A 20,411-nucleotide genomic window follows, 5' to 3' on the forward strand; every position below is an offset into this window, starting at 1 on the left:
CCCGACGGTCAGGATCAGAAGGCCAAGGCGGCGCACGGCGTGGCCGATCAGACGCCGCGCATCACCAGCGTCGCGTTGGTGCCGCCGAAGCCGAAGCTGTTGTTGAGCACGGCGCGGATGCGCCGCTGCTTGGCAACATGGGGCACCAGATCAACGCCGATGCAGCTGTCGGACGGGTTGTCGAGGTTGAGGGTGGGCGGGGCGACCTGATCGCGCAGGGCGAGCAGGCAGAAGATCGCCTCCACCGCGCCGGCGCCGCCGAGCAGGTGGCCGATGGCTGATTTGGTCGACGACATCGAGACATTGTCGATGGCCGCGCCGAACAGCCGCTTGACCGCGCCCAGTTCCAGCTCGTCCCCCATCGGGGTGGAGGTGCCGTGGGCGTTGATATAATCGATGTCGGCCGGGCTGAGGCCGGCGCGCTTCAACGCCATTTCCATGGAACGGAACGCGCCCGAGCCTTCCGGGTGCGGCGCAGTGACGTGATAGGCATCGCCCGACAGGCCATAGCCGATGACTTCGCCATAGATTTTCGCGCCGCGGGCCTTGGCCTTCTCATATTCCTCGAGGCAGACGACGCCGGCGCCTTCGCCCATCACAAAGCCGTCGCGATCCTTGTCATAGGGGCGGCTGGCGCGGGTGGGATCATCGTTGAAGGCGGTGGAGAGCGCACGCGCCTGGGCAAAGCCGGCGATGCCCAGCGGGCACAGCGCGCTTTCGGAACCACCGGCCAGCATCACATCGGCATCGCCCAGCGCGATCATGCGCGCGGCATCGCCGATGGCATGGGCACCGGTAGAGCAAGCTGTGACCACGGCATGATTGGGGCCCATCAGGCCATATTTGATCGAAACCTGGCCGGAGATGAGGTTGATCAGGCGGCCGTGCACGAAGTGCGGCGAGACGCGGCGCGGGCCCTTTTCGTGGCAGATGATCGATTCGGAGGCGATGCCCGGCAGGCCGCCAATGCCCGACCCGATCGAGCAGCCGGCGCGGAAGCGTTCCTCCTCCGTCATGTCGGTCAGGCCGGCGTCTTCAATGGCCTGGCCGGCGGCATCGATGCCATAGACGATGAAGGGATCGACCTGGCGCTGCACCTTGTAGTCAACGCGCTGGTTGGCATCGAAGGTCATGCCGCTGCCATCGCCGGCCTTCACCTCGCAGGCGATGCGACAGGCCTGGTTGCTGGCATCAAAGCGGGTGATCGGCCCGGCGCCGGAGCGCGAGGCGAGGATATTGGCCCAGGTGGTTTCGACACTGCCGCCCAACGGCGTCACGAGGCCCAGACCGGTAACAACAACACGGCGCATATGCGCTCCATTCATCCCTTGCCGGCCCTGCCGCGGCCGCGTGGTTCAATTTCGCAATTCAAAATGCGAACGGCCCTTCGCCCGTGGTGGACGAAAGGCCGTTCCGGCAAAGCGCACCGGCACAGCCGGGCGGCCTTTCGCGCCTGAGTTCAGTTGCCGTTGGCGGCGATGAAATCGATGGCGTCCTTGACGGTGAGGATCTTTTCGGCGGCATCGTCCGGGATTTCGACGCCAAATTCCTCTTCAAAGGCCATCACCAGCTCGACGGTGTCGAGGCTGTCAGCGCCCAGATCGTCGATGAAGCTGGCGGTGTCGGTCACCTTGTCGGCTTCCACGCCCAGATGCTCCACCACGATCTTCTTCACGCGCTCGGCAACGTCGCTCATTTGCATGTCCCCTTGGGTTGCGGCGCCGGGGCGCCATTCAGCTTGCTCTGGCGCGATAGCCTGATGGCGGAATTGTGGCAAGAGCGCAGCGCCTCGTGCGCGCAGCAATGCGCGCCGACAGGCGGAAGCTCGGCCGGGCTGGCTGCCGGCAGCAGGCCGGCGGAACAGCTTCGACGGCGTGGCTCCGCCACGCTCTTTCTTTCTTCCTTGATTCCGACAGCCAAGCAGACTCGGCGGCTCCGCCCGACCTCGCACGAAGAGCGCCCGCCGCCCCCTCCGTCGCCTTGGCCTACCACAGGCCGAGGATCAGGTGCGGCGTGGCAGAGCCACGCCGTCGGACGACACACGAAAATGTCGACCGGAGCGCCGCCATTTTTGGTCGCCGGCCGGGCTTGCGCCTGTCGGCGTGCAGTGCTGCGCACTGCACGCTCGCGGCGTTACGCCAGGTACATCCCGCCGTTGATGTGCAGCGTCTGCCCCGTCACGTACGACGCCTCCTTCGACGCCAGATAGACGACACCGGCGGCAATATCCTCACCTGCCCCCAGACGGCCGGCGGGGATGCGGCCGGTCAGCGCCTCCTTCTGGGCGTCTGGCAGCGCATCGGTCATCGCCGAGACGATGAAGCCCGGCGCGACGGCGTTGACGGTGATGTTGCGGCTGGCCAGTTCCTGGGCCAGCGCCTTGGTCATGCCGATCAGGCCAGCCTTGGAGGCGGCATAATTGGCCTGGCCAGGGTTGCCGGTTGCCCCCACCACGCTGGTGATGGAGATCAGCCGGCCGAACCGCTGCTTCATCATCGGCTTGGCCGCAGCGCGATAGAGGCGGAAGGTGGCTTCAAGGTTGATGCGGATCACGTCCGCCCACTCCTCGTCCTTCATGCGCATGGCGAGGTTGTCGCGGGTGATGCCGGCGTTGGAGACGAGGATGTCGAGCCGGCCGCCCAGCGCCTCGACGGCCTGGGGCACCAGCGCATCGACAGCAGCGCTGTCAGACAGGTTGCAGGGCAGGATCACCGCATCGGGGCCACATTCGGCAGCCACGGCGGCAAGCGCTTCAGCGCGGGTGCCGGACAGGGCAACACGGGCGCCGCGGGCGGCCAGCGTCTTTGCGATGGCGCTGCCGATGCCGCCAGAGGCACCGGTGACAAGCGCGGTCATGCCGGAAAGATCAAACATGCTGGGTCTCCTCGGGCGATGGCCCCTCAGGCAATTGATTTCGCAATGGCTTCCACACCGCTCATGTCGGATGCGGTGATGGTGGGCACATCAGGCGTGATGCGGCGGATCATGGGGCCGAGCACCTTGCCGCCAAGTTCGACAAATTGTTCGACGCCAAGGCCAGCCATGGCCAGCACGGATTCGCGCCAGCGCACGGTGCCGCACACCTGTTCGACCAGCAGCGTGCGAATCATGTCGACATCGCTGACCGGGGCGGCCGTGACATTGGCGACGAGCGGCACGGTGGGCGCCACGATCGGTGCGGCTGCCAGCGCGGCGGCCATGGCATCGGCAGCCGGCTGCATCAGCGGACAGTGGAAGGGGGCCGAGACCGGCAGCAGCACGGAGTGGCGGGCGCCCTTGGCCTTGGCCAGGTTCATGGCACGGGCCACTGCCTCGACATGGCCGGAGACGACGACCTGGCCGTTGGCATTGTCGTTGGCGGCGGCGCACACCTGCGTTCCGGCGGCTTCGGCGGCGATGGCCTGAACCGTTTCGAAATCCAGGCCGAGGAGCGCGGCCATGGCGCCAACGCCGGGCGGCACGGCGGCCTGCATGGCCTCCCCACGCAGCCGCAACAGGCGGGCGGTGTCGGCCAGGCTGAGCGAGCCGGCGGCACACAGGGCGGTATATTCGCCAAGGCTGTGGCCGGCGACAAAGGCGGCCTTGTCAGCGAGGCGGATGCCGGCTTCGTTTTCCAACACGCGGAGCGCCGCGATGCCGACAGCCATGATGGCCGGCTGGGCATTGGCGGTGAGGGTGAGCTCGTCTTCCGGACCCTCCCACATCAGACGGGTGAGATGCTGGCCCAGCGCCTCGTCCACCTCTTCAAACACGGCGCGGGCGTGCGGGCTGGCATCGGCCAGGCCCTTGCCCATGCCCACCGATTGGCTGCCCTGTCCGGGGAAAATGAAGGCGCGAATGGTCCCTCTCCTCATGTCGCTGCTGTGTGGGCGCGATTAGGCGCTTCGCCGCTGCCGTGCAACCATCGCCCGCAGTTGGGGCCATTTGCCCCGTTGCGCGGGCGCAACTTTGCTTTATGGGCTGCCCCTCGCGCTCAGGGAGGGAGCGGGAGGGATTCGCCACGGCCATTCCCTTTTGGTTCGCCTGTGTGTGGGGCCGGCGTGACAACGGGCCGGCTGACAGGGTTTGGAACAAGAAGACCAAGGAGAGCCAATGTCGATCAATGCCCGTCTGCTGATCGCCGCCAGCCTGATTGTTGCCGCCATGCCTGCGCACGCGGCTGTTTCCAAGGCGGTTGGCAATGCGCTGAATGCGGCGGCCTCTGCCGCAAAGTCGCGCAACGCCGCCGGCGTGGCCGCTGCGATTGCCCAGGCCCGCGCCGCGGCCAGCACGGCCGAAGAAAAGCAGAAGACGGCGGAAATGGCCGGCTTTGCCTTCACCGCGGTGGGCCAATATGGCCAGGCCGCTGCCGCGCTGGAACAGGTCGGCGCTCCCTGCGGCCAGTTGGGTCCGCTCTATTATCGCGCTGGTCAGCTCGACAAGGCGGTCGCCATCGCCAAGGGCTGCCCGGGTGAGGCCAGCCAGATCCTGGTCGCCCAGTCGATGTCGCGCCAGGGCAACCACAAGGCCGCTGTTGCCGCCTACAACAAGCTGATCGCCAGCAATGGCGCCAAGAGCGTCTATCTGGAAAATCTGGCCGGCGCCCAGTTCAAGGCCGGCGACAAGGCGGGTTATCTCGCCACCACCACCCGCCTGATCAAATCTGATCCGTCGCCGTCACGCTGGAAGGTGCTGCTGACCGAGATGCAGGGCCAGAACATGCGCAGCGAAGCCAAGCTGGCGCTGTTCCACCTGATGATGGCCACCGGCACGCTGAACCGCGCGCAGGATTATACCGAATTCGCCAAGCTGGCGCTGATTGCCGGCCAGGCCGCCGTGGCCAAGGCCGCGCTGGACAAGGCCGGCGGTGGCAGCGACACCATGAGCCAGAAGCTGGCCGCCGCCGCGACGGCTGGTGTGGCCAAGGAAGCCGGCGAGGCGGTCAAGCTTTCGGCCGCGCCCAACACCGCCTTCAAGGGCGGCAACGCCTATCTGGGCCTGAACGAATATGCCAAGGCCATCGCGGCCTATGACAAGGCGATTGCCGCCAATGGCCCGGATGCCGATTTTGCCCGCGTTTTCAAGGGCATCGCGGCGGTGAAGGGTGGCCAGAAGGCCGTGGCCCAGGCCGCGTTCAAGGCGGTTGACGAAAAGGGCGGCATGAAGGACGTCGCCAATCTGTGGAGCCTCTACGCCAGCACCCGCTGAGCGACAGGCCATATGTGAAAAGGGCCGCCGTGGGATGCCACGGCGGCCCTTTTTCCGTGCGTCGCCGGGGCGCCTATTCGCCGGCGGGCCGCGACTGCAACTGGATATAATTGGCCAGACCCATCTGCTTGATCATCGTCTGCTGGGTTTCGATGAAATCGACATGCTCTTCCTCGGCGCTGAGGATTTCGGCGAACAGGTCGCGGCTGGCGAAGTCGCGCACGGCCTCGCAATGCTGGATGGCATCCTTCAACAGGGCGATGGCTTCGAACTCCAGTTCGAGATCGGCCTGCAACACCTCTTCCACCGTCTCACCGATGCGCAAGCGATTGAGCGCCTGCATGCCCGGCAGGCCTTCGAGGAAGAAGATCCGTTCCATGAGCCGGTCGGCATGCTTCATCTCGTCGATGGATTCGTGCCGCTCATAATCGGCCAGCCGCTTGATCCCGAGATTGTCGAGCAAGCGATAATGCAGCCAATATTGGTTGACCGCCGTCAGCTCACCCTTGAGCACGGCGTTCAGAAATTCGATCACCTTGGCATCGCCACGCATGGCACCATCTCCTCACTGTTGCGGAGGAGATGCCTGCAAATTTGACGGCGGTCAAGAAAAAGCGTGATTTTTCTGATGCTTAGTACTGCAACGCACTTGCAGTATCAACGGCAGGCGTGTGCGTCTTCCACAACTTCGCGGGCAAAAGGCAAGCACTGACCGCACTTGGGCTTGCAACCCAGCTGGGCAAAGGCGGCCTTGGGGCAGGATTTGCCAGCGGCGCGCGCGGCTTCGCGCACATCCCGTTCCTTCAGCGCATTGCACACACAAACGAACACGGACGCCCTTTCGAATCGCCAGAGGCTTGCTCTTGCGAGACGTTATCAATGATCTCCACCGCTAATGCAAGTGGTTCGCACTATCTGAGTTGACAGCGCTGGCCGGCTGTGACGCGGGCGGGGATGGCGAGGGGCTGAAGCCATGCGTTCATGCTTTCCGGTACAGCTCATCCCGATTCTGCCTGATGAAATTGCCGACATGGATGGCGGACGCTGCCCTGGTGCTGTGTTCGTAAAACCAGCTATCGAAGGCATCGGCTTCGACCGTTGGTGGCGGCACAAAATCGAACAGGCGCTCACCGCCGCTCTTCTATTCGCCCGACAACACCAATTGCTGATAAGCCAACTGCAGCCGAACCTCCCAGTAATGCTCTTCCACAAAGGCCAGATTTGCCCGGGTTATCGGTTTCCACCAAGGCTTGCGCAAGCCAGCGAGATGACGGATCAGCCGCTTTCGACTGGCTTGCCATTTTTCAGGCTCGTCCGTCAGTGCCACAGGCTGCTTCAGCACTGGATCTGCCAAACTCCCGGCTTGTTCGATCATCGCTCGTTCAAAACGCGCCTGCAGATCTGGCCATTTCAGCGCCCGAACGGCCGCCAAGCCCAGTGCAAGATCCTTGGCATAGTTGTCGCAATACTGCTCAAAGCCGCCGTTGGCGACCTGGCCAACGATGTCAGACCACATCATCAAGACGCGCTGGGCCGGAGTAAGCGACAAATTCCCTGGATGGCCATATCGATCCCATCCGAATACGTCCATGACAGATTTAACGTGGATCAGGCTTTCGCCTGTCATCCACCAACCTTCGTCCACATAATTTGCTGCCTGATCAAACTCAGCATCACTCATGATCGGTCGCGTATCGTTCATGTCAGCATTTTCCAAAACATAAGGTACCGGCAATGCGTATAGCATCCGGATGCTGACTTCAATATTTGAGCTATATCTTGTCATTTTCGGCAATGAATGCCCGAAGCTGCGCTATCGCTTCATCAATTCAGAGAATGTCCCCGATTGTCAGACCCACTCTCACCGCCGGCCGAACAATTTCTCGATGTCGGTCTTGGCGAGGCGCACCCAGGTCGGGCGGCCGTGGTTGCACTGGCCGCTGTGCGGGGTCACTTCCATTTCGCGCAGCAGGGCGTTCATTTCGGCGATCGAAAGATGCCGGCCGGCGCGCACGCTGCCGTGGCAGGCCATGGTGGCGGCCACGGCGTCGAGCCGTTCCTTGAGCGTGAGCGCCTTGCCAAACGCGGCCAGATCATCGGCCAGATCGATGATCAGCCCCTTCACATCGCACGTCCCCAGCAGCGCCGGGGTGCCGCGCACCAGCACGGCGGCAGGGCCAAAGGCCTCAATCTCCAGGCCCAGTTCGGCCAGTTCCTCGGCGCGGGCGGTGATACGGGCGGCGGCAATATCATCAAGGTCGATGACCTCGGGCACCAGCAGCGCCTGGGTGGCGACCCGGCCGCCGGCCAGGGCGCGGTTCATGCGCTCCAGCGTCAGGCGTTCGTGGGCGGCATGTTGATCGACCAGCACCAGCGCATCATCGGTTTCGGCGATGATATAGGTGGCGGCAACCTGGCCGCGCGCCGCGCCGAGCGGGAAGCGAGTCGCCGGCGACGGCGGCGCAGGCGGCGCCGTCTGCCCGGCGATGCCGTTGGGGGCAAAGGCTGGTGGCAGTTCGGTGAACAGGCGGGGTGGCTCTGCGAGGCTGGGTGGCTGCATGGCAGGCGGAGCCCAGCTGGACGGCGCCAAGGCCGGTTCGCTGACGAAGGCCGCCAGTGCTGCATCGGCCACCGTGGTGGCGGCGCGGTGACCGGCAGCATCCAGCGCCCGGCGCACGCCCGACACGATCAGGCCGCGCACCAAGGCAGCATCGCGGAAGCGCACCTCAGTCTTGGCCGGGTGCACGTTCACATCGACAAAGTCGCCCGGCACATCCAGGAACAGCGCCACCACCGGGTGGCGATCGCGCGCCAGCAGATCCTGATAGGCCCCGCGCAGCGCCCCCAGCAGCAGCCGGTCGCGCACCGGCCGGCGGCCAACGAACAGATATTGGTGATCGGCCACCCCGCGGTTGTAGGTGGGCAGGCCTGCCAGGCCGCCAAGGTGCAGCCCCTCCCGCTCCAGATCGACCGCCACCGCATTGTCGGCAAAATCACTGCCGATGATCACCGCCAGCCGCGCCAGCAGCGAGGCCGGGGTGGCATCGGGCAAGGGCGGCAGATTGAGCAGCCGCCGGCCTTCGGATTCGAGTGAAAAGCCGACATCGGGATTGGCCATGGCCAGCCGGCGAACATGATCAAGACAGGCTGCCAGTTCGGACCGCGGCGATTTCAGGAATTTGCGCCGGGCCGGCACCGCCGCGAACAGGCCATCCACCCTGACCACCGTGCCGGGTGCGGCGGCGGCCGGGCCGTCGTGGGTGATGCGGCCATTGTCCACCACCAGCCGCCAGCCCTCCTGCCCACCGGCCCGGCTGGTCAGGGCCAGGGTGGCGACCGAGCCGATCGAGGGCAGCGCCTCCCCTCGGAAGCCCATGGTGGCAATGGCCGACAGATCATCATCGGGCAGTTTCGAGGTGGCGTGGCGTTCGACGGCGAGACGCAGCTGATCGGGCGCCATGCCATGGCCATCATCGGCGACCTCAAGCCCGTCGATGCCGCCGTTGGCCAGCCGGATGGCGATGCGGGTGGCGCCGGCATCCAGCGCATTTTCCACCAGTTCCTTCAGGGCACTGGCCGGCCGTTCCACCACCTCGCCGGCGGCGATCTGGTTGATCAGGGTTTCGGGCAGGCGGCGAATGGGCACTGGCCTGTTTTAGGGGCAGATGGGCGTGTTGTCAGCCATTGGCGCTGCCGAAATGGCGAGCGGCCTTGCAAAAACCCCGTTGGCGTGACTATGGCGGCCCATCCGTCGCGCCCGTTCGCGAATCCCTTTCTCATGCCCTGATGGTAACCACCGCCATGTCGCCTTTTTCCCGGATGTTTTCCTTCCTTGCCCAGGATATGGCCATTGATCTGGGCACCGCCAACACGCTGGTTTATGTGCGCGGCCGCGGCATCGTGCTGAACGAGCCGAGCGTGGTCGCCATCGAGACCATCCGCGGCAACAAGATCGTCAAGGCGGTGGGCAACGAGGCCAAGGTGATGATGGGCCGCACGCCGGGCAATGTGGAGTGCATCCGCCCGTTGCGCGATGGTGTGATTGCCGACATCGATGTGGCCGAACAGATGATCAAGCACTTCATCAAGAAGGTGCAGTCGAGCCGGTTCGGCCGCTATCCGGAAATCGTCATCTGCGTGCCGTCGGGTTCGACCAGCGTCGAAAAGCGCGCCATCCGCGATGCCGCCAACAATGCCGGCGCCACCCAGGTCTATCTGATCGAGGAGCCGATGGCCGCCGCGATCGGCGCCGGCATGCCCGTGACCGAACCGATTGGTTCAATGGTGGTGGATATCGGCGGTGGCACCACCGAAGTTGCCGTGCTGTCGCTGAAGGGGCTCGCCTATACCACCAGCGTGCGCGTGGGCGGGGACAAGATGGACGAAGCCATCATCAACTATGTCCGCCGCAACCACAACATGCTGATCGGTGAAGCCACCGCCGAGCGCATCAAGAAGGAAATCGGCACCGCCAAGCGGCCGGCCGATGGCGTTGGCGAAACCATCGACATCAAGGGCCGCGACCTGATGAACGGCGTGCCCAACGAGATCCAGATCAACCAGGCCCAGGTGGCGGAAGCGCTGGCCGAACCGGTGGCCACCATCGTGGAAGGCGTGCGCGCCGCGCTGGAAAACACCCAGCCGGAGCTGGCCGCCGACATCGTGGACCAGGGCATCGTGCTGACCGGCGGCGGTGCGCTGCTGCGCGATCTGGATGTGGTGCTGCGCGAAGCCACCGGCCTGCCGGTGACCGTGGCCGAAGAGCCGTTGACCTGTGTCGCCATCGGCACCGGCCGTGCGCTGGAAGATCCGATGTACCGCGGTGTGCTGATCACCGCCTGAGCCGCCCCCTCTCGGCCCGGAGCCCCTGCCTGTGCTGGACTGGAGCCAATCCCCGCGCCGACCGACCGCCATCCGGCGGGAGCAGAATCTTGCGCTGGTGTCGGCCGTGGTGTCGGGCGCCGTGGTGGCAGCCGGGCTGATCCTGTTGCTGGTGGCGCGGGTGAACCCGGAAACCGGGGCCGGTGTGCGCGCCGTGGCCAGCGATCTTGTCGCCCCGGTGTGGGATGTGGTGCGCGCCCCGATTGATGGCGCCGCCCGAGTGGGCGGCCATGTCGGGGATTATTTTGGTGCCGTGTCCCGCGCCGACGCGCTGGAGGCCGAACTGAACAAGGCCAATGCCCGGCTGCGCATCGCCCGCGCCCAGGCCCGCGAACTGGCCCAGCTGAAGCGGCTGATGGCCGTGCGTGAACCGGGCCGCCAGGTGGTGGCCACCGCCCGGATCGCTGCCGCGACATCCGGCGGCGTGGTGCGCACGGCGATGCTGGCCGTGGGCATGGCGGATGGCGTCACCCGCGATCTGCCGGTGATCGCCGCCGACGGCCTGATTGGCCGCACCGTGGAGGCCGGCAGCCACAGCGCCCGCGTGCTGTTGTTGACCGATGCGCAAAGCCGGGTGCCGGTGATTGTCGAGCGCACCGGCCAGGCCGGGCTTGCGGCCGGGCGTGGCCTGCCCAGCCTGGTGCTGGCCGATCGCATCGGGCCCGAGGTGCCGTTGCTGGTGGGTGACCGGATCGTGACGTCGGGCGATGGCGGCGTGTTCCCGCCCGGCGTGCTGGTGGGCGTTGTCACCGATCCGCGCCGAGATGCGCCGGTGATCCGGTTGGCAGCCAGCCCGCTTGGTGCCGGCTATGTGGCGGTGGAACGCGCCTGGCTGCCCATTCCCGACACCGCACCAAAGGGGCCGGTGTTCGACGCGCCGGTGCCGGTGGAGGCCCGTCGCCGCGGTGCCCCGCCGCCGCGCCTGCGCAGCGCCGAAACCCCGCCCACAGCCGTGCCCGCATCGCCGGCAGGGGTGCCATGATCGCATCCCCCCCTCCCCCGGCCCTGCTGATGACGCCGGATGAACGGCGGCGCTGGCTGTTGAGCCTGTGGCGCTATGCCGTGCCGGCCCTGATCTCGGCGCTGATGATGGTGCTGATGCTGGCGCCGCTGCCGTTGCCGGTGCCGGCCATGCCCAATCTGGCCTTGCTGGCGGTGCTGGCCTGGGTGATGCTGCAACCGGCGCTGATGCCGCCGTGGCTGGCCTTTGTGGTGGGCGCGCTCGGCGATCTGCTGTTCGGCATGCCGCTGGGGGTGAACGCCACCCTGTTTGCGGTGGCGGCCGGGTCGATCCGCCTGCTTGATCTGTTGCTGGTCGATCGCAGCCATCTGGTGGATTGGCTGGGGGCCAGCCTGCTGGTGCTGGCCTGCGCGCTGGCCACCGGGCCGCTGATGGCGTTGGCGGGGCGGCCGGTGCCGGTGCTGCCGATGCTGTGGCAGGTGTTGACCAGCATGATTGCCTGGCCGCTGCTGCTCAGCGCCTGTGTCGCGGTGCAGCGCCGGCTGGCGCGCAGTGCCCCCAGTTGGCGCCATGGATGATCCCGTTCGCCGGGCCAGCTTCTCCCGTCGGGCGCTGCTGCTGGGGGCCGGCATGGCCGGCACCGGCGCATTGCTGGCTGGGCGCATGGCCTGGCTGTCGCTGTTCCACGGCGATGAATATCGGCTGAAGGCCGAAGGCAATCGGGTGCAGAACCGGCTGGTGCCGCCGCGCCGGGGCTGGATCGTTGATCGCCATGGCAAACCGATTGCCATGAACCGTCCGGATTACCGGCTGGAACTGCGGCCGGCCGACATCATCGATGCTGGCCGCGATCTTGATGCGACCCTGATCGCCATCCGCCAGGTGATCGACATCAGCCCGGACGACGAATTGCGCATCCGCGACGACATCGCCAGCCAGCCGCGCTTCATGCCGGTGGTGGTGCGGCAGGGCCTGTCGTGGCCGGAGTTTTCCGCCTGCAACGTGCGACTGGCCACGGTGCCGGGTGTGGAGGCGGTGCAGAGCTTTTCCCGCCACTATCCCGAGGGTGAGCGGCTGGCGCATCTGATCGGCTATGTCGGCGCACCGACGCCGGAGCAGTATCGCGCGGAGAAGAACCCGCTGCTGATCTATCCCGGCTATCGCATCGGCAAGGATGGGATCGAACGCCACGAGGATCGGCGGCTGCGCGGGTCTGCCGGTGCCGCCCGGGTGGAGGTGACGGCGCGCGGCGAACTGGTGCGCGAGCTGGGCACAAGGCCCGACAAGCCGGGCGACACGCTGAAGCTGACCATCGATCGCGACCTGCAGAACTATGCCGCCCGCCGGTTGGGCGACAATTCGGCCAGCGTGATCGTGATGGATTGCCAGACCGGCGACGTGCTGGCGATGGTTTCGATGCCGGCCTATGATCCCAACATCTTTTCCACCCGCGTGCCGGCGAAATTGTGGAACGCCCTGCAAAAGGATGACCACACCCCGCTGTTGAACAAGAGCGCGATGGGCCTGTATCCCCCCGGCTCCACCTTCAAGATGGTGAGCACGCTGGCGGCGCTGGAGGCCGGGATCGATCCCGATGAGGCGGTGCTGTGCACGGGCGCCTATCGGCTGGGCAGCAACACTTGGCATTGTCATGCCCGCCGCGGCCATGGCGGGGTCAACATGCACCGCGCCCTGCCCTTGAGCTGCGACACCTATTTCTATGCCATGGGCCGCCGGGTGGGCGTGGATGCCATCGCCGCCATGGCCCGCCGGCTGGGCCTGGGCCAGGAATATCCCCTGCCCATCCCCGGCCAGGCTGGCGGCATCGTGCCCGACAAGGCTTGGAAGCAGAAGCGCTATGGCAAAAGCTGGCGCGAGGGCGAAACGCTGAACGCATCCATCGGCCAGGGCTATATCATCACCAATCCGCTGCAGCTGGCGGTGATGACGGCGCGGCTGGCCAGCGGCAAGGCGGTGCTGCCGCGCCTGATCGATGATGGCCAGACGCCAGACTTCCCCTCATTGGGCATCCCGGAATCGCATCTGGCCATCGTGCGCCAGGGCATGGTGGATGTGGTGAACGCCGGTTACGGCACGGCCCGCGCCGCACGCAGCCCGGTGCCCGATGTGCTGATCGCCGGCAAGACCGGCACTGCCCAGGTGCGCCGCATCAGCATGGCCGAACGCAAGCGCGGCGTGATCCGCAACGAAGCGCTGCCGTGGAAGCAGCGCGACCATGCGCTGTTCGTCGCCTTTGCCCCGGCCGGCGCACCCCGCTATGCCGTGTCGGTGATCCTGGAACATGGCATTGCCGGCGGCCGCTATGCCGCGCCTGTCGCGCGCGATGTCCTCACCTATCTGTTCGAGCCCGAACGCGCGCTCGCCGTGTTGCCGGCGATCGAGGCCGAGGTGGCCGAGCGGCGCGCGAGCCGTGCCAGCCTGGAGCAGGCCGACAGCATCGCCGAGGAAAACCGCCGCCTGATGCCCAGCTGGCTCAAACTGGACATCAAGCCGCCGGTGTTCGAAGTGGCCGATCCCGACGCGCCGCAACCGCCGCGCGAACCGGAATAGGGGCCGGGCGATGGATCTGCTCAACGGCCCGTGGCGCCGCGAACTGGCCCGCCTGCCCTGGGGCGTGGTGCTGTTGATCAGCGCCATCGCCGGCTTTGGCACCATGGTGCTCTATTCCGCTGGTGGCGGCTCGCTCGATCCCTGGGCGCTGAAGCATGGGGTGCGCTTTGCCATCCTGCTGGTCGGCGCGCTGGCGCTGGCAATGCTGCCGCCTGAACGCTGGCTGGCGCTGGCCTGGCCGATCTATTTCACGCTGCTCTTGGCGCTCGTCGGCGTGGAGCTGGTGGGCGCCGTGAAGGGCGGCAGCCAGCGCTGGCTCAACCTGGGCTTCATGGAATTCCAGCCATCGGAAATGATGAAGCTGGCCATCATTCTCGCCATGGCACGATATTTCCAATATGTGCCAAAGGGTTATGAAAGCAAACCCGATGTGCTGCTGCCCGCGCTGGCGATCATTGCCATGCCCGTGGGGCTGGTGATGCTGCAACCGGATCTGGGCACCGCCCTGTCGATCATGTTTGGCGGCATTGTCGTGATGTTCCTGGCCGGCGTGCGGCTGTGGCTGTTCGGCGCTGCCATCGCCGGGGTGGGCGCCCTGCTGCCGGTGGCGTGGAATCTTCTGCACGATTATCAGCGCAAGCGCGTCCTGATCTTCCTTGATCCCGAAAGCGATCCGCGCGGCGCCGGCTATCACATCACCCAGAGCAAGATTGCCATCGGTTCGGGCGGCCTGTCCGGCAAGGGCTTCCTGCAGGGCACGCAAAGCCATCTGGATTATCTGCCCGAACTGCACACCGATTTCGCCTTTGCCACCATGGCCGAGGAATGGGGCCTGATGGGCGGCCTGTTCGTCATCATCCTCTATGGCCTGGTGCTGGCCTGGGGCATCCGCACCGCCGTGAACGCCGGCAGCCAGTTCCAGCGCTTGCTGGCGCTGGGCCTGATGTCCACCCTGTTCTTCTATCTGGCGATCAACATGATGATGGTCATGGGCCTCGCCCCGGTTGTCGGAATCCCCCTGCCGTTGATCAGTTGGGGCGGCAGCTCGATGATGACGGTGATGATCCTGCTGAGCCTGGTGATGGGCGTCGCCCGCGCCAATCGCCCGAACCGCGATTGAACACGCAAAAACCGGTTTACAACCCCCAAGCCCCTTGTTAAAGGCGCGCTCCCGAACGGCGGCACCCCGCCGGTTCCGATGCCCGCAACGGCAGGATGGACGCATAGCTCAGTCGGTAGAGCAGCTGACTCTTAATCAGCGGGTCCTAGGTTCGAGCCCTAGTGCGTCCACCATTTTCTTTTTTGATTGCCCATTTCATCCAGCCAGCCGGAACACTGGCCTGAGCTGGCGCGGTGCGTTCAGTTCTTCAGGCTGACAAAACTGTCGAGCACGCGCTTGCGGCCGGCGGCGGGGAAATCGATTTCCAGCTTGTTGCCATCCACATGCACGACCGTGCCTTCGCCGAACTTGGCGTGGAACACGCGGGCGCCGCGCTTGAAGCCCGGCATGGGCGCCAGGCTGATGGCGCTCACCCGCGCCTCGCGCGGCGGGGCGGCGCTGCGCGGGCCGAAATCGCGGCCGGACTGGCTGAAGCCCTGCTTGGCGGCCTGCCAGCCTGAACCCGTCTGCCCCGATCGCGCCCGGTCCCAGCCTGGCCCGCGCCCGGTGCCGCGCTGCATATCGGCAAAGGGATCGCCGCCGGCCAGCGCCGCGCGCCACAGGCTGGGCCCGCCCGACAGGGTGGAGCGTTCATCAACATGCGCCTCGCCCAGTTCGGCAACAAAGCGGCTGGGCAGCGCCGCCGTCCACTGGCCATAAACCTGCCGGTTGGCGGCGTGCAGCACATGTGCGCGCACCCGGGCGCGGGTGATGCCGACATAGGCCAGCCGCCGCTCCTCCTCCAGCGCTGCGGTGCCGCCTTCATCCAGCGCGCGCTGGCTGGGGAACACGCCTTCCTCCCAGCCGGGCAGGAAAACATGATCAAATTCCAGCCCCTTGGCGGCATGCAGGGTCATGATGGTGATCTTCTCGCCATCGGCCGCCGCCTCATTGTCCATCACCAGCGACACATGCTCCAGGAACGCGGTCAGGCTGGGATAATCGCCCATCGCCCGCACCAGTTCCTTCAGGTTATCCAGCCGGCCATCGGCTTCGGTCGACTTGTCGGCCTGCCACATGGCGACATAGCCCGATTCCTCCAGCACCAGCTCGGCCAGCTCGGCATGGTTCAGCGTGTCGGCAGCATCGCGCCAGCGCGCCACATCGGTCAGGAAGCCGCGCAGCGCCCGCCGCGCCGCCGGGGTGAGATCATCGCCTTCGGCCACATGGGCGGCGGCGCGCGACAGCGGCAGGTTCAGCCGGCGCGCGGCGGCGTGCAGCGTGCCCATCGCCTTGTCACCCAGGCCGCGCTTGGGCACGTTGACGATGCGTTCAAACGCCAGCGCATCATCGGGGGATTGCACCAACCGCAGATAGGCCAGCGCATCGCGGATTTCGGCCCGCTCATAAAAGCGGAAGCCGCCAACGATGCGATAGGGCAGGCCAATGGCAATGAACCGGTCTTCAAACAGCCTGGTCTGGAACTGGGCGCGCACCAAAATCGCCATGTCGTTCAATGACACGCCCTCGCGGCCCAGCCGTTCGGCCTCGTCGCCCACGCTGCGGGCTTCCTCCGGCCCGTCCCAAACGCCGGTCACCGCCACTTTTTCGCCGGTGCTGTGCTGGGTGAACAGGGATTTGCCCAGCCGGCCATTGTTGTGGGCAATCAGATGGTTGGCGGCGGCGAGGATGTGCGGGGTGGAACGGTAATTCTCCTCCAGCCGGATCAGCTTGGCCCCGGGGAAATCCGCTTCAAAGCGCAGGATATTGGCCACCTCCGCCCCGCGCCAGCTGTAGATCGACTGGTCATCATCGCCCACGCAGGCGATGTTGCGGCGATCGCCCACCAGCGCCTTCAGCCATTGATATTGGGCCTGGTTGGTGTCCTGATACTCGTCCACCATCACGTATCGGAAGCGCTCGCGATAATCGGCCAGCACATCGGGATGGCGGGCAAAGATGGTCAGCATGTGGAGCAGCAGATCGCCGAAATCCGCCGCGTTCAGCTGCACCAGCTGCTCCTGATAACGGGCATAAAGCGCCGCGCCGCCGCCCTTGGCACCATCGGCAAAGGCGAAGCTTTCGCCCGGCGGCACCTGTTCGGGCAACAGGCCGCGGTTTTTCCAGCGGTCGATCAGGCTGGCCAGCTGCTTGGCCGGCCAGCGCTTCTCGTCCAGCCCGGCCTCCGTCACCACCTGTTTCAGCAGGCGCAGCTGGTCATCGGTATCAAGGATGGTGAACTGCGGGTTCAGGCCCACCAGCCCGGCATGGCGGCGCAGCATCTTGGCCGACAGGGCGTGGAAGGTGCCCAGCCAGGGCAGGCCTTCGGCCATGCTGCCCAGCAGCAGCTCCGTGCGGTGGCGCATCTCGCGCGCCGCCTTGTTGGTGAAGGTGACGGCCAGCACCTGCGACGGCCAGGCCAGCCGGTTGAACAAGATGTGCGCCAGCCGGGCGGTGAGCGCCTTGGTCTTGCCGGTGCCGGCGCCGGCCAGGATCAGCACCGGCCCTTCGGTCGTCGTCACCGCGTCGCGCTGGGCCGGGTTCAGCCCGGCCAGCCAGGGCGGGCCCTGCAACGAATCAGGCGTGGGGGCAGGCAGCATGGGTGAACGAGTATGGAACAAAAACTCGCCTGCCAAGCCTCTCCGCCCGATTGATTCAATCTGCCGCGCGCCTCGCCGTTTCAGCCGGCACGACCAATGGGAGCGGACGCACGATGACAGCCATGCTGAAACCGCCAGTGCAGGTGGCGCGCAATCTGGGGTGGCGCCAGGTGCTGGGCGCCGGGCAGAGCGGCGATGGCTTTTGGGCGCATGTGCGCGGCCAGCAACTGCTGCTCCTGAATGCCGCCATCCCCTTCAACATCGGCCTGCTTGTGATCAACATGGCCGTTCTCCTCGCCCTGTTCGGCCCGGCGGTGCCCTTTGCCCAGCTGGCGCCCTGTCTGGCGGGCTTTGCCGGCCTGTCGCTGATGTGGACCGTGCGGGCCATAAGGCGCGGGCGGGCCGGCGTGCCGGGCACAGCCAGCCACGGCCGCTTCTGGCGGGTGACGGCGGAAATCAGCAGCCTTGGCCTGTGCTGGGCCGGGCTGTTGTTTGCGCTGCTGCCGGTGCTGCCGGCCGATCGCCAGGCGGTGCTGATGATCTTCTCGCTGATCTTCATGGGCGCCATCAGCAACGCGGCGGCGACCATGCCGGTGGCGGTGCTGGCGGTGGTGGCGGCGATTGCCAGCGCAATGTGGGCGGCGCTGCCGGCCGGCGCACCGCTGGAACATCCGATGGTGGCGCTGGGGCTGGCCAGTTTTGCCCTGATCAAGCTGCGCGCGGCCTTGGCCACCACCTATCAAACCATGGCGCGGCTGAAGAGCGATGCCGATCTGAAAGACCAGGGCGAGGTGGTGCGCCTGCTGCTCAACGAATATGAATCCAACGGCAGTGACTGGCTGCTGGAACTGGATGCGCACGGCCGGCTCACCCATGTCACCACGCGCTTTGCCGATGTGGCGCGGCGGCCGCGCGGCGATCTCATCGGCCAGCCGCTGCTCAGCCTGATTGATCCCACCCAGGGCGGCGCGGCGGCGGTGGCGCTGGCCCGCGCGCTGAACGATGCGCAGCCGTTCCGCGATCTGGTGGTGCCGGTGCCGCTGGGCCGCGATCTTCGGTGGTGGGCGTTGTCGGGCACGCCGAAACAGGATGGCAAGGGCAATTTCACCGGCTTCCGCGGTGTCGGCCGTGATGTGACCGAGGTGCGCCGCAGCCAGGAACGCATCGCCCAGCTGGCGCGCTTCGATCCGCTCACCGGGTTGGCCAACCGCAGCCTGTTCCGCGAAACGCTGGAGGATGTGGTCGATCGCGCCATCGCCAGCGGCCGGCCGGCGGCGCTGCTGTTTGTCGATCTCGATCGCTTCAAGGCGGTGAATGATGGCTTTGGCCATGCTGCCGGCGATTATCTGCTGCGCCAGGTCGCCCAACGGCTGCAGGGGCTGGTGAAGGGCGGCGCCACCATCGCCCGGCTGGGGGGCGACGAATTCGCCATACTGCTGCCCGATGGCAGTGGTGACCGGCCCGATCGACTCGCGGCACGCATCGTCAAGGATCTGGCCCGGCCCTTCCCGCTGGGCGACACCGGCCGCGCCGGAGCCGTGGTCGGCGCGTCGGTGGGCTGGGCCCGCGTGCCTGATGATGCCCGCACGCCAGAAAGCCTGCTGCGCTGCGCTGATCTTGCCCTCTATCAGGTCAAGGGCCAGGGCCGCGGCGCCGCCTGCCAATATTCGGCGGAAATGGCCGAAGCTGCCGCCCACCGCCGCCGGCTGGAAGGCGATCTCGCCGCCGCGCTCGATCAGGATCAACTGGCCCTGATGTTCCAGCCGGTGGTGGACGCGGCCGACGAACGCATCACCGGGTTTGAGGCGCTGCTGCGCTGGCACCATCCCGAACTGGGCACCATCCCGCCATTGGATTTCATCCCCATCGCCGAGGACACCGGCCTCATCGTCCCCATCGGCCATTGGGTGATCGACCGGGCGCTGGCCTGGGCCGCCCGCTGGCCCCAGCATGTGCGCGTGGCCGTCAACCTGTCCGCCGTGCAGATGGAGGATGTCGATCTGCCCGTCCACATCGCCGCTGCGCTGGCCCGCCACCGCGTCACCGCCGACCGGCTGGAGCTGGAGATCACCGAAAGCCTGTTCCTCGCCGAAAAGCCGGTGGTGCAGCAGTTGCTGGCCGAATTGACCGCGCTGGGCCTCAACTTCGCGCTGGATGATTTCGGCACCGGCTATTCGGCGCTCGGCACGCTGCAAAATGCCAGCTTCAGCCGCATCAAGATCGATCGCAGTTTCGTCAAACGCGCCACCGCGCTGGGCGATGATGCCAGCGCCATCATCCAGGCCATCGTGCGGCTGGCCGCCAGCCTCGACATGGCCACCACCGCCGAAGGCACCGAAACCCGCGCCGCCTTCGAACTGTGCCGCGATCTCGGCTGCACCCAGGTGCAGGGTTTTCTGTTCGGCCGGCCGATGCCGCCGGAACAGGCCACCGCGCTGGTCGCCGATCTGGCGCCGGCATGAAGAAATGGGGCGCGTCGGGCAGGACGCGCCCCATCCGGGCACCATGCTCCTGAAACAGGGGGGATCAGAAGCTCATGCCAACGCTCATCTTGTAGAAATCGCCGGTGTTGTCCTTGTCCAGATCGGCACCGGCGGTGAAGCGGGCGAAAAAGCCCTTGGGCAGGGTGAACTGCACATAGGCGCCCAGCCATTCATAGGTCTTGTTGGCGCGGCCGCCGGGGTTGCGGGTGTTGGACAGCAGCTCGTAATGCGGGCCGAACGACACGGTGCTGGACGCCTTGTAGCCAATGTTGATCCAGGTGTGCAGGAAATCGAGCCCGCTGGTGTTGTTGCGGTTCCGCAGCGCGGCATAATAGCCGCCATAATATTCGGCTTCGATCTTGTCGCCGCTGTAGTTCACCGTCAGGCTGGGCACGATGCCATCGCCAAAGGCGGCGCCGCGCGCGCCGGCGGCACCACGCGCCCCGCCCGACAGCAGCGAGCCGTTGGTCAGGCCGATCTGCGGCTTGATGATGAGACCATCGCTGGGGCGGAAGGCGGCGCCCACACCGAATTCGGTCCACAGGCTGTCACCGGTGCCGGTGATGCCAAAGGCCGGGCGGGTCCAGAAGGTGGGCACCTCCAAAAACCCCTCGCCAATAGCGGCCTGA

At 66.4% G+C, this 20,411-nt stretch carries 16 protein-coding genes and 1 tRNA gene; 8 read left to right on the forward strand and 9 right to left on the reverse strand.

What is annotated here, in order from left to right:
* Positions 1 to 47: 47 nt before the first annotated feature.
* From fabF to fabD, 4 genes are all read right to left on the reverse strand, one after another.
* Positions 48 to 1,310, reverse strand: a complete 1,263-nt coding sequence (fabF, locus tag CHU93_RS05640) for a beta-ketoacyl-ACP synthase II (RefSeq protein ID WP_094473152.1) — start codon at positions 1,308 to 1,310, stop codon at positions 48 to 50.
* A gap of 149 nt (positions 1,311 to 1,459) precedes the next feature.
* Complete coding sequence (locus tag CHU93_RS05645; protein WP_086116788.1) at positions 1,460 to 1,696, reverse strand: acyl carrier protein; 237 nt, start codon at positions 1,694 to 1,696, stop codon at positions 1,460 to 1,462.
* Positions 1,697 to 2,133: 437 nt separating this feature from the next.
* Positions 2,134 to 2,874: a 3-oxoacyl-[acyl-carrier-protein] reductase gene (gene fabG / locus CHU93_RS05650; protein ID WP_094473153.1), complete on the reverse strand. Its 741-nt coding sequence runs from the start codon at positions 2,872 to 2,874 to the stop codon at positions 2,134 to 2,136.
* Between the two features lie 26 nt (positions 2,875 to 2,900).
* A complete protein-coding gene (gene fabD / locus CHU93_RS05655; protein WP_086116893.1) occupies positions 2,901 to 3,839 on the reverse strand; it encodes an ACP S-malonyltransferase in 939 nt (312 codons plus the stop codon).
* Positions 3,840 to 4,092: 253 nt separating this feature from the next.
* On the opposite strand from fabD, the gene CHU93_RS05660 reads away from it, so the two are divergent.
* Positions 4,093 to 5,187: a tetratricopeptide repeat protein gene (locus tag CHU93_RS05660; RefSeq protein ID WP_094473154.1), complete on the forward strand. Its 1,095-nt coding sequence runs from the start codon at positions 4,093 to 4,095 to the stop codon at positions 5,185 to 5,187.
* A gap of 73 nt (positions 5,188 to 5,260) precedes the next feature.
* Here the strand turns inward: CHU93_RS05660 and bfr are convergent, their stop codons facing one another.
* The 3 genes from bfr to mutL all read right to left on the reverse strand — a co-directional run bounded on the left by bfr (position 5,261) and on the right by mutL (position 8,833).
* Entirely contained in the window at positions 5,261 to 5,740 is a 480-nt protein-coding gene (gene bfr, locus CHU93_RS05665; protein WP_086116791.1) for a bacterioferritin, read from the reverse strand.
* A 588-nt stretch (positions 5,741 to 6,328) separates the two neighbouring features.
* Positions 6,329 to 6,868 (reverse strand): DMP19 family protein, encoded by a 540-nt coding sequence (locus tag CHU93_RS05675; protein ID WP_133064328.1) that lies wholly within the window; start codon positions 6,866 to 6,868, stop codon positions 6,329 to 6,331.
* Between the two features lie 180 nt (positions 6,869 to 7,048).
* Positions 7,049 to 8,833, reverse strand: coding sequence for a DNA mismatch repair endonuclease MutL (gene mutL / locus CHU93_RS05680; protein WP_094473156.1), 1,785 nt, complete (start codon positions 8,831 to 8,833; stop codon positions 7,049 to 7,051).
* Between the two features lie 155 nt (positions 8,834 to 8,988).
* On the opposite strand from mutL, the gene CHU93_RS05685 reads away from it, so the two are divergent.
* The 6 genes from CHU93_RS05685 to CHU93_RS05710 all read left to right on the forward strand — a co-directional run bounded on the left by CHU93_RS05685 (position 8,989) and on the right by CHU93_RS05710 (position 14,893).
* The gene (locus tag CHU93_RS05685) at positions 8,989 to 10,029 is read left to right on the forward strand and encodes a rod shape-determining protein (protein ID WP_086116894.1); all 1,041 of its coding nucleotides are present in this window, start codon (positions 8,989 to 8,991) and stop codon (positions 10,027 to 10,029) included.
* A 31-nt stretch (positions 10,030 to 10,060) separates the two neighbouring features.
* Positions 10,061 to 11,050, forward strand: a complete 990-nt coding sequence (mreC, locus tag CHU93_RS05690; RefSeq protein ID WP_094473157.1) for a rod shape-determining protein MreC — start codon at positions 10,061 to 10,063, stop codon at positions 11,048 to 11,050.
* On the forward strand, positions 11,047 to 11,607 hold the full coding sequence (gene mreD, locus CHU93_RS05695; RefSeq protein ID WP_133064329.1) for a rod shape-determining protein MreD: 561 nt from the start codon (positions 11,047 to 11,049) through the stop codon (positions 11,605 to 11,607). The genes mreC and mreD overlap by 4 nt, the downstream gene beginning before the upstream one ends.
* Positions 11,600 to 13,600 (forward strand): penicillin-binding protein 2, encoded by a 2,001-nt coding sequence (gene mrdA, locus CHU93_RS05700; RefSeq protein ID WP_094473159.1) that lies wholly within the window; start codon positions 11,600 to 11,602, stop codon positions 13,598 to 13,600. The genes mreD and mrdA overlap by 8 nt, the downstream gene beginning before the upstream one ends.
* Before the next feature lie 10 nt (positions 13,601 to 13,610).
* Complete coding sequence (gene rodA, locus CHU93_RS05705; RefSeq protein WP_094473160.1) at positions 13,611 to 14,720, forward strand: rod shape-determining protein RodA; 1,110 nt, start codon at positions 13,611 to 13,613, stop codon at positions 14,718 to 14,720.
* A gap of 97 nt (positions 14,721 to 14,817) precedes the next feature.
* Positions 14,818 to 14,893 (forward strand) — tRNA-Lys (locus CHU93_RS05710).
* A 66-nt stretch (positions 14,894 to 14,959) separates the two neighbouring features.
* Here the strand turns inward: CHU93_RS05710 and CHU93_RS05715 are convergent.
* On the reverse strand, positions 14,960 to 17,299 hold the full coding sequence (locus CHU93_RS05715) for an ATP-dependent helicase (protein ID WP_094473161.1): 2,340 nt from the start codon (positions 17,297 to 17,299) through the stop codon (positions 14,960 to 14,962).
* A 113-nt stretch (positions 17,300 to 17,412) separates the two neighbouring features.
* Between CHU93_RS05715 and CHU93_RS05720 the strand changes: the two genes are divergently transcribed.
* Positions 17,413 to 19,761 (forward strand): putative bifunctional diguanylate cyclase/phosphodiesterase, encoded by a 2,349-nt coding sequence (locus CHU93_RS05720; RefSeq protein WP_094473162.1) that lies wholly within the window; start codon positions 17,413 to 17,415, stop codon positions 19,759 to 19,761.
* A 64-nt stretch (positions 19,762 to 19,825) separates the two neighbouring features.
* On the opposite strand, the gene CHU93_RS05725 is transcribed toward CHU93_RS05720, so the two are convergent.
* Positions 19,826 to 20,411, reverse strand: a 586-nt coding sequence (locus tag CHU93_RS05725; protein ID WP_207759231.1) for a DUF6733 family protein, incomplete at its 5' end; no start/stop codon positions are given.

Origin of the sequence: Sandarakinorhabdus cyanobacteriorum (assembly GCF_002251755.1) — a bacterium.
GTDB lineage: Bacteria > Pseudomonadota > Alphaproteobacteria > Sphingomonadales > Sphingomonadaceae > Sandarakinorhabdus > Sandarakinorhabdus cyanobacteriorum.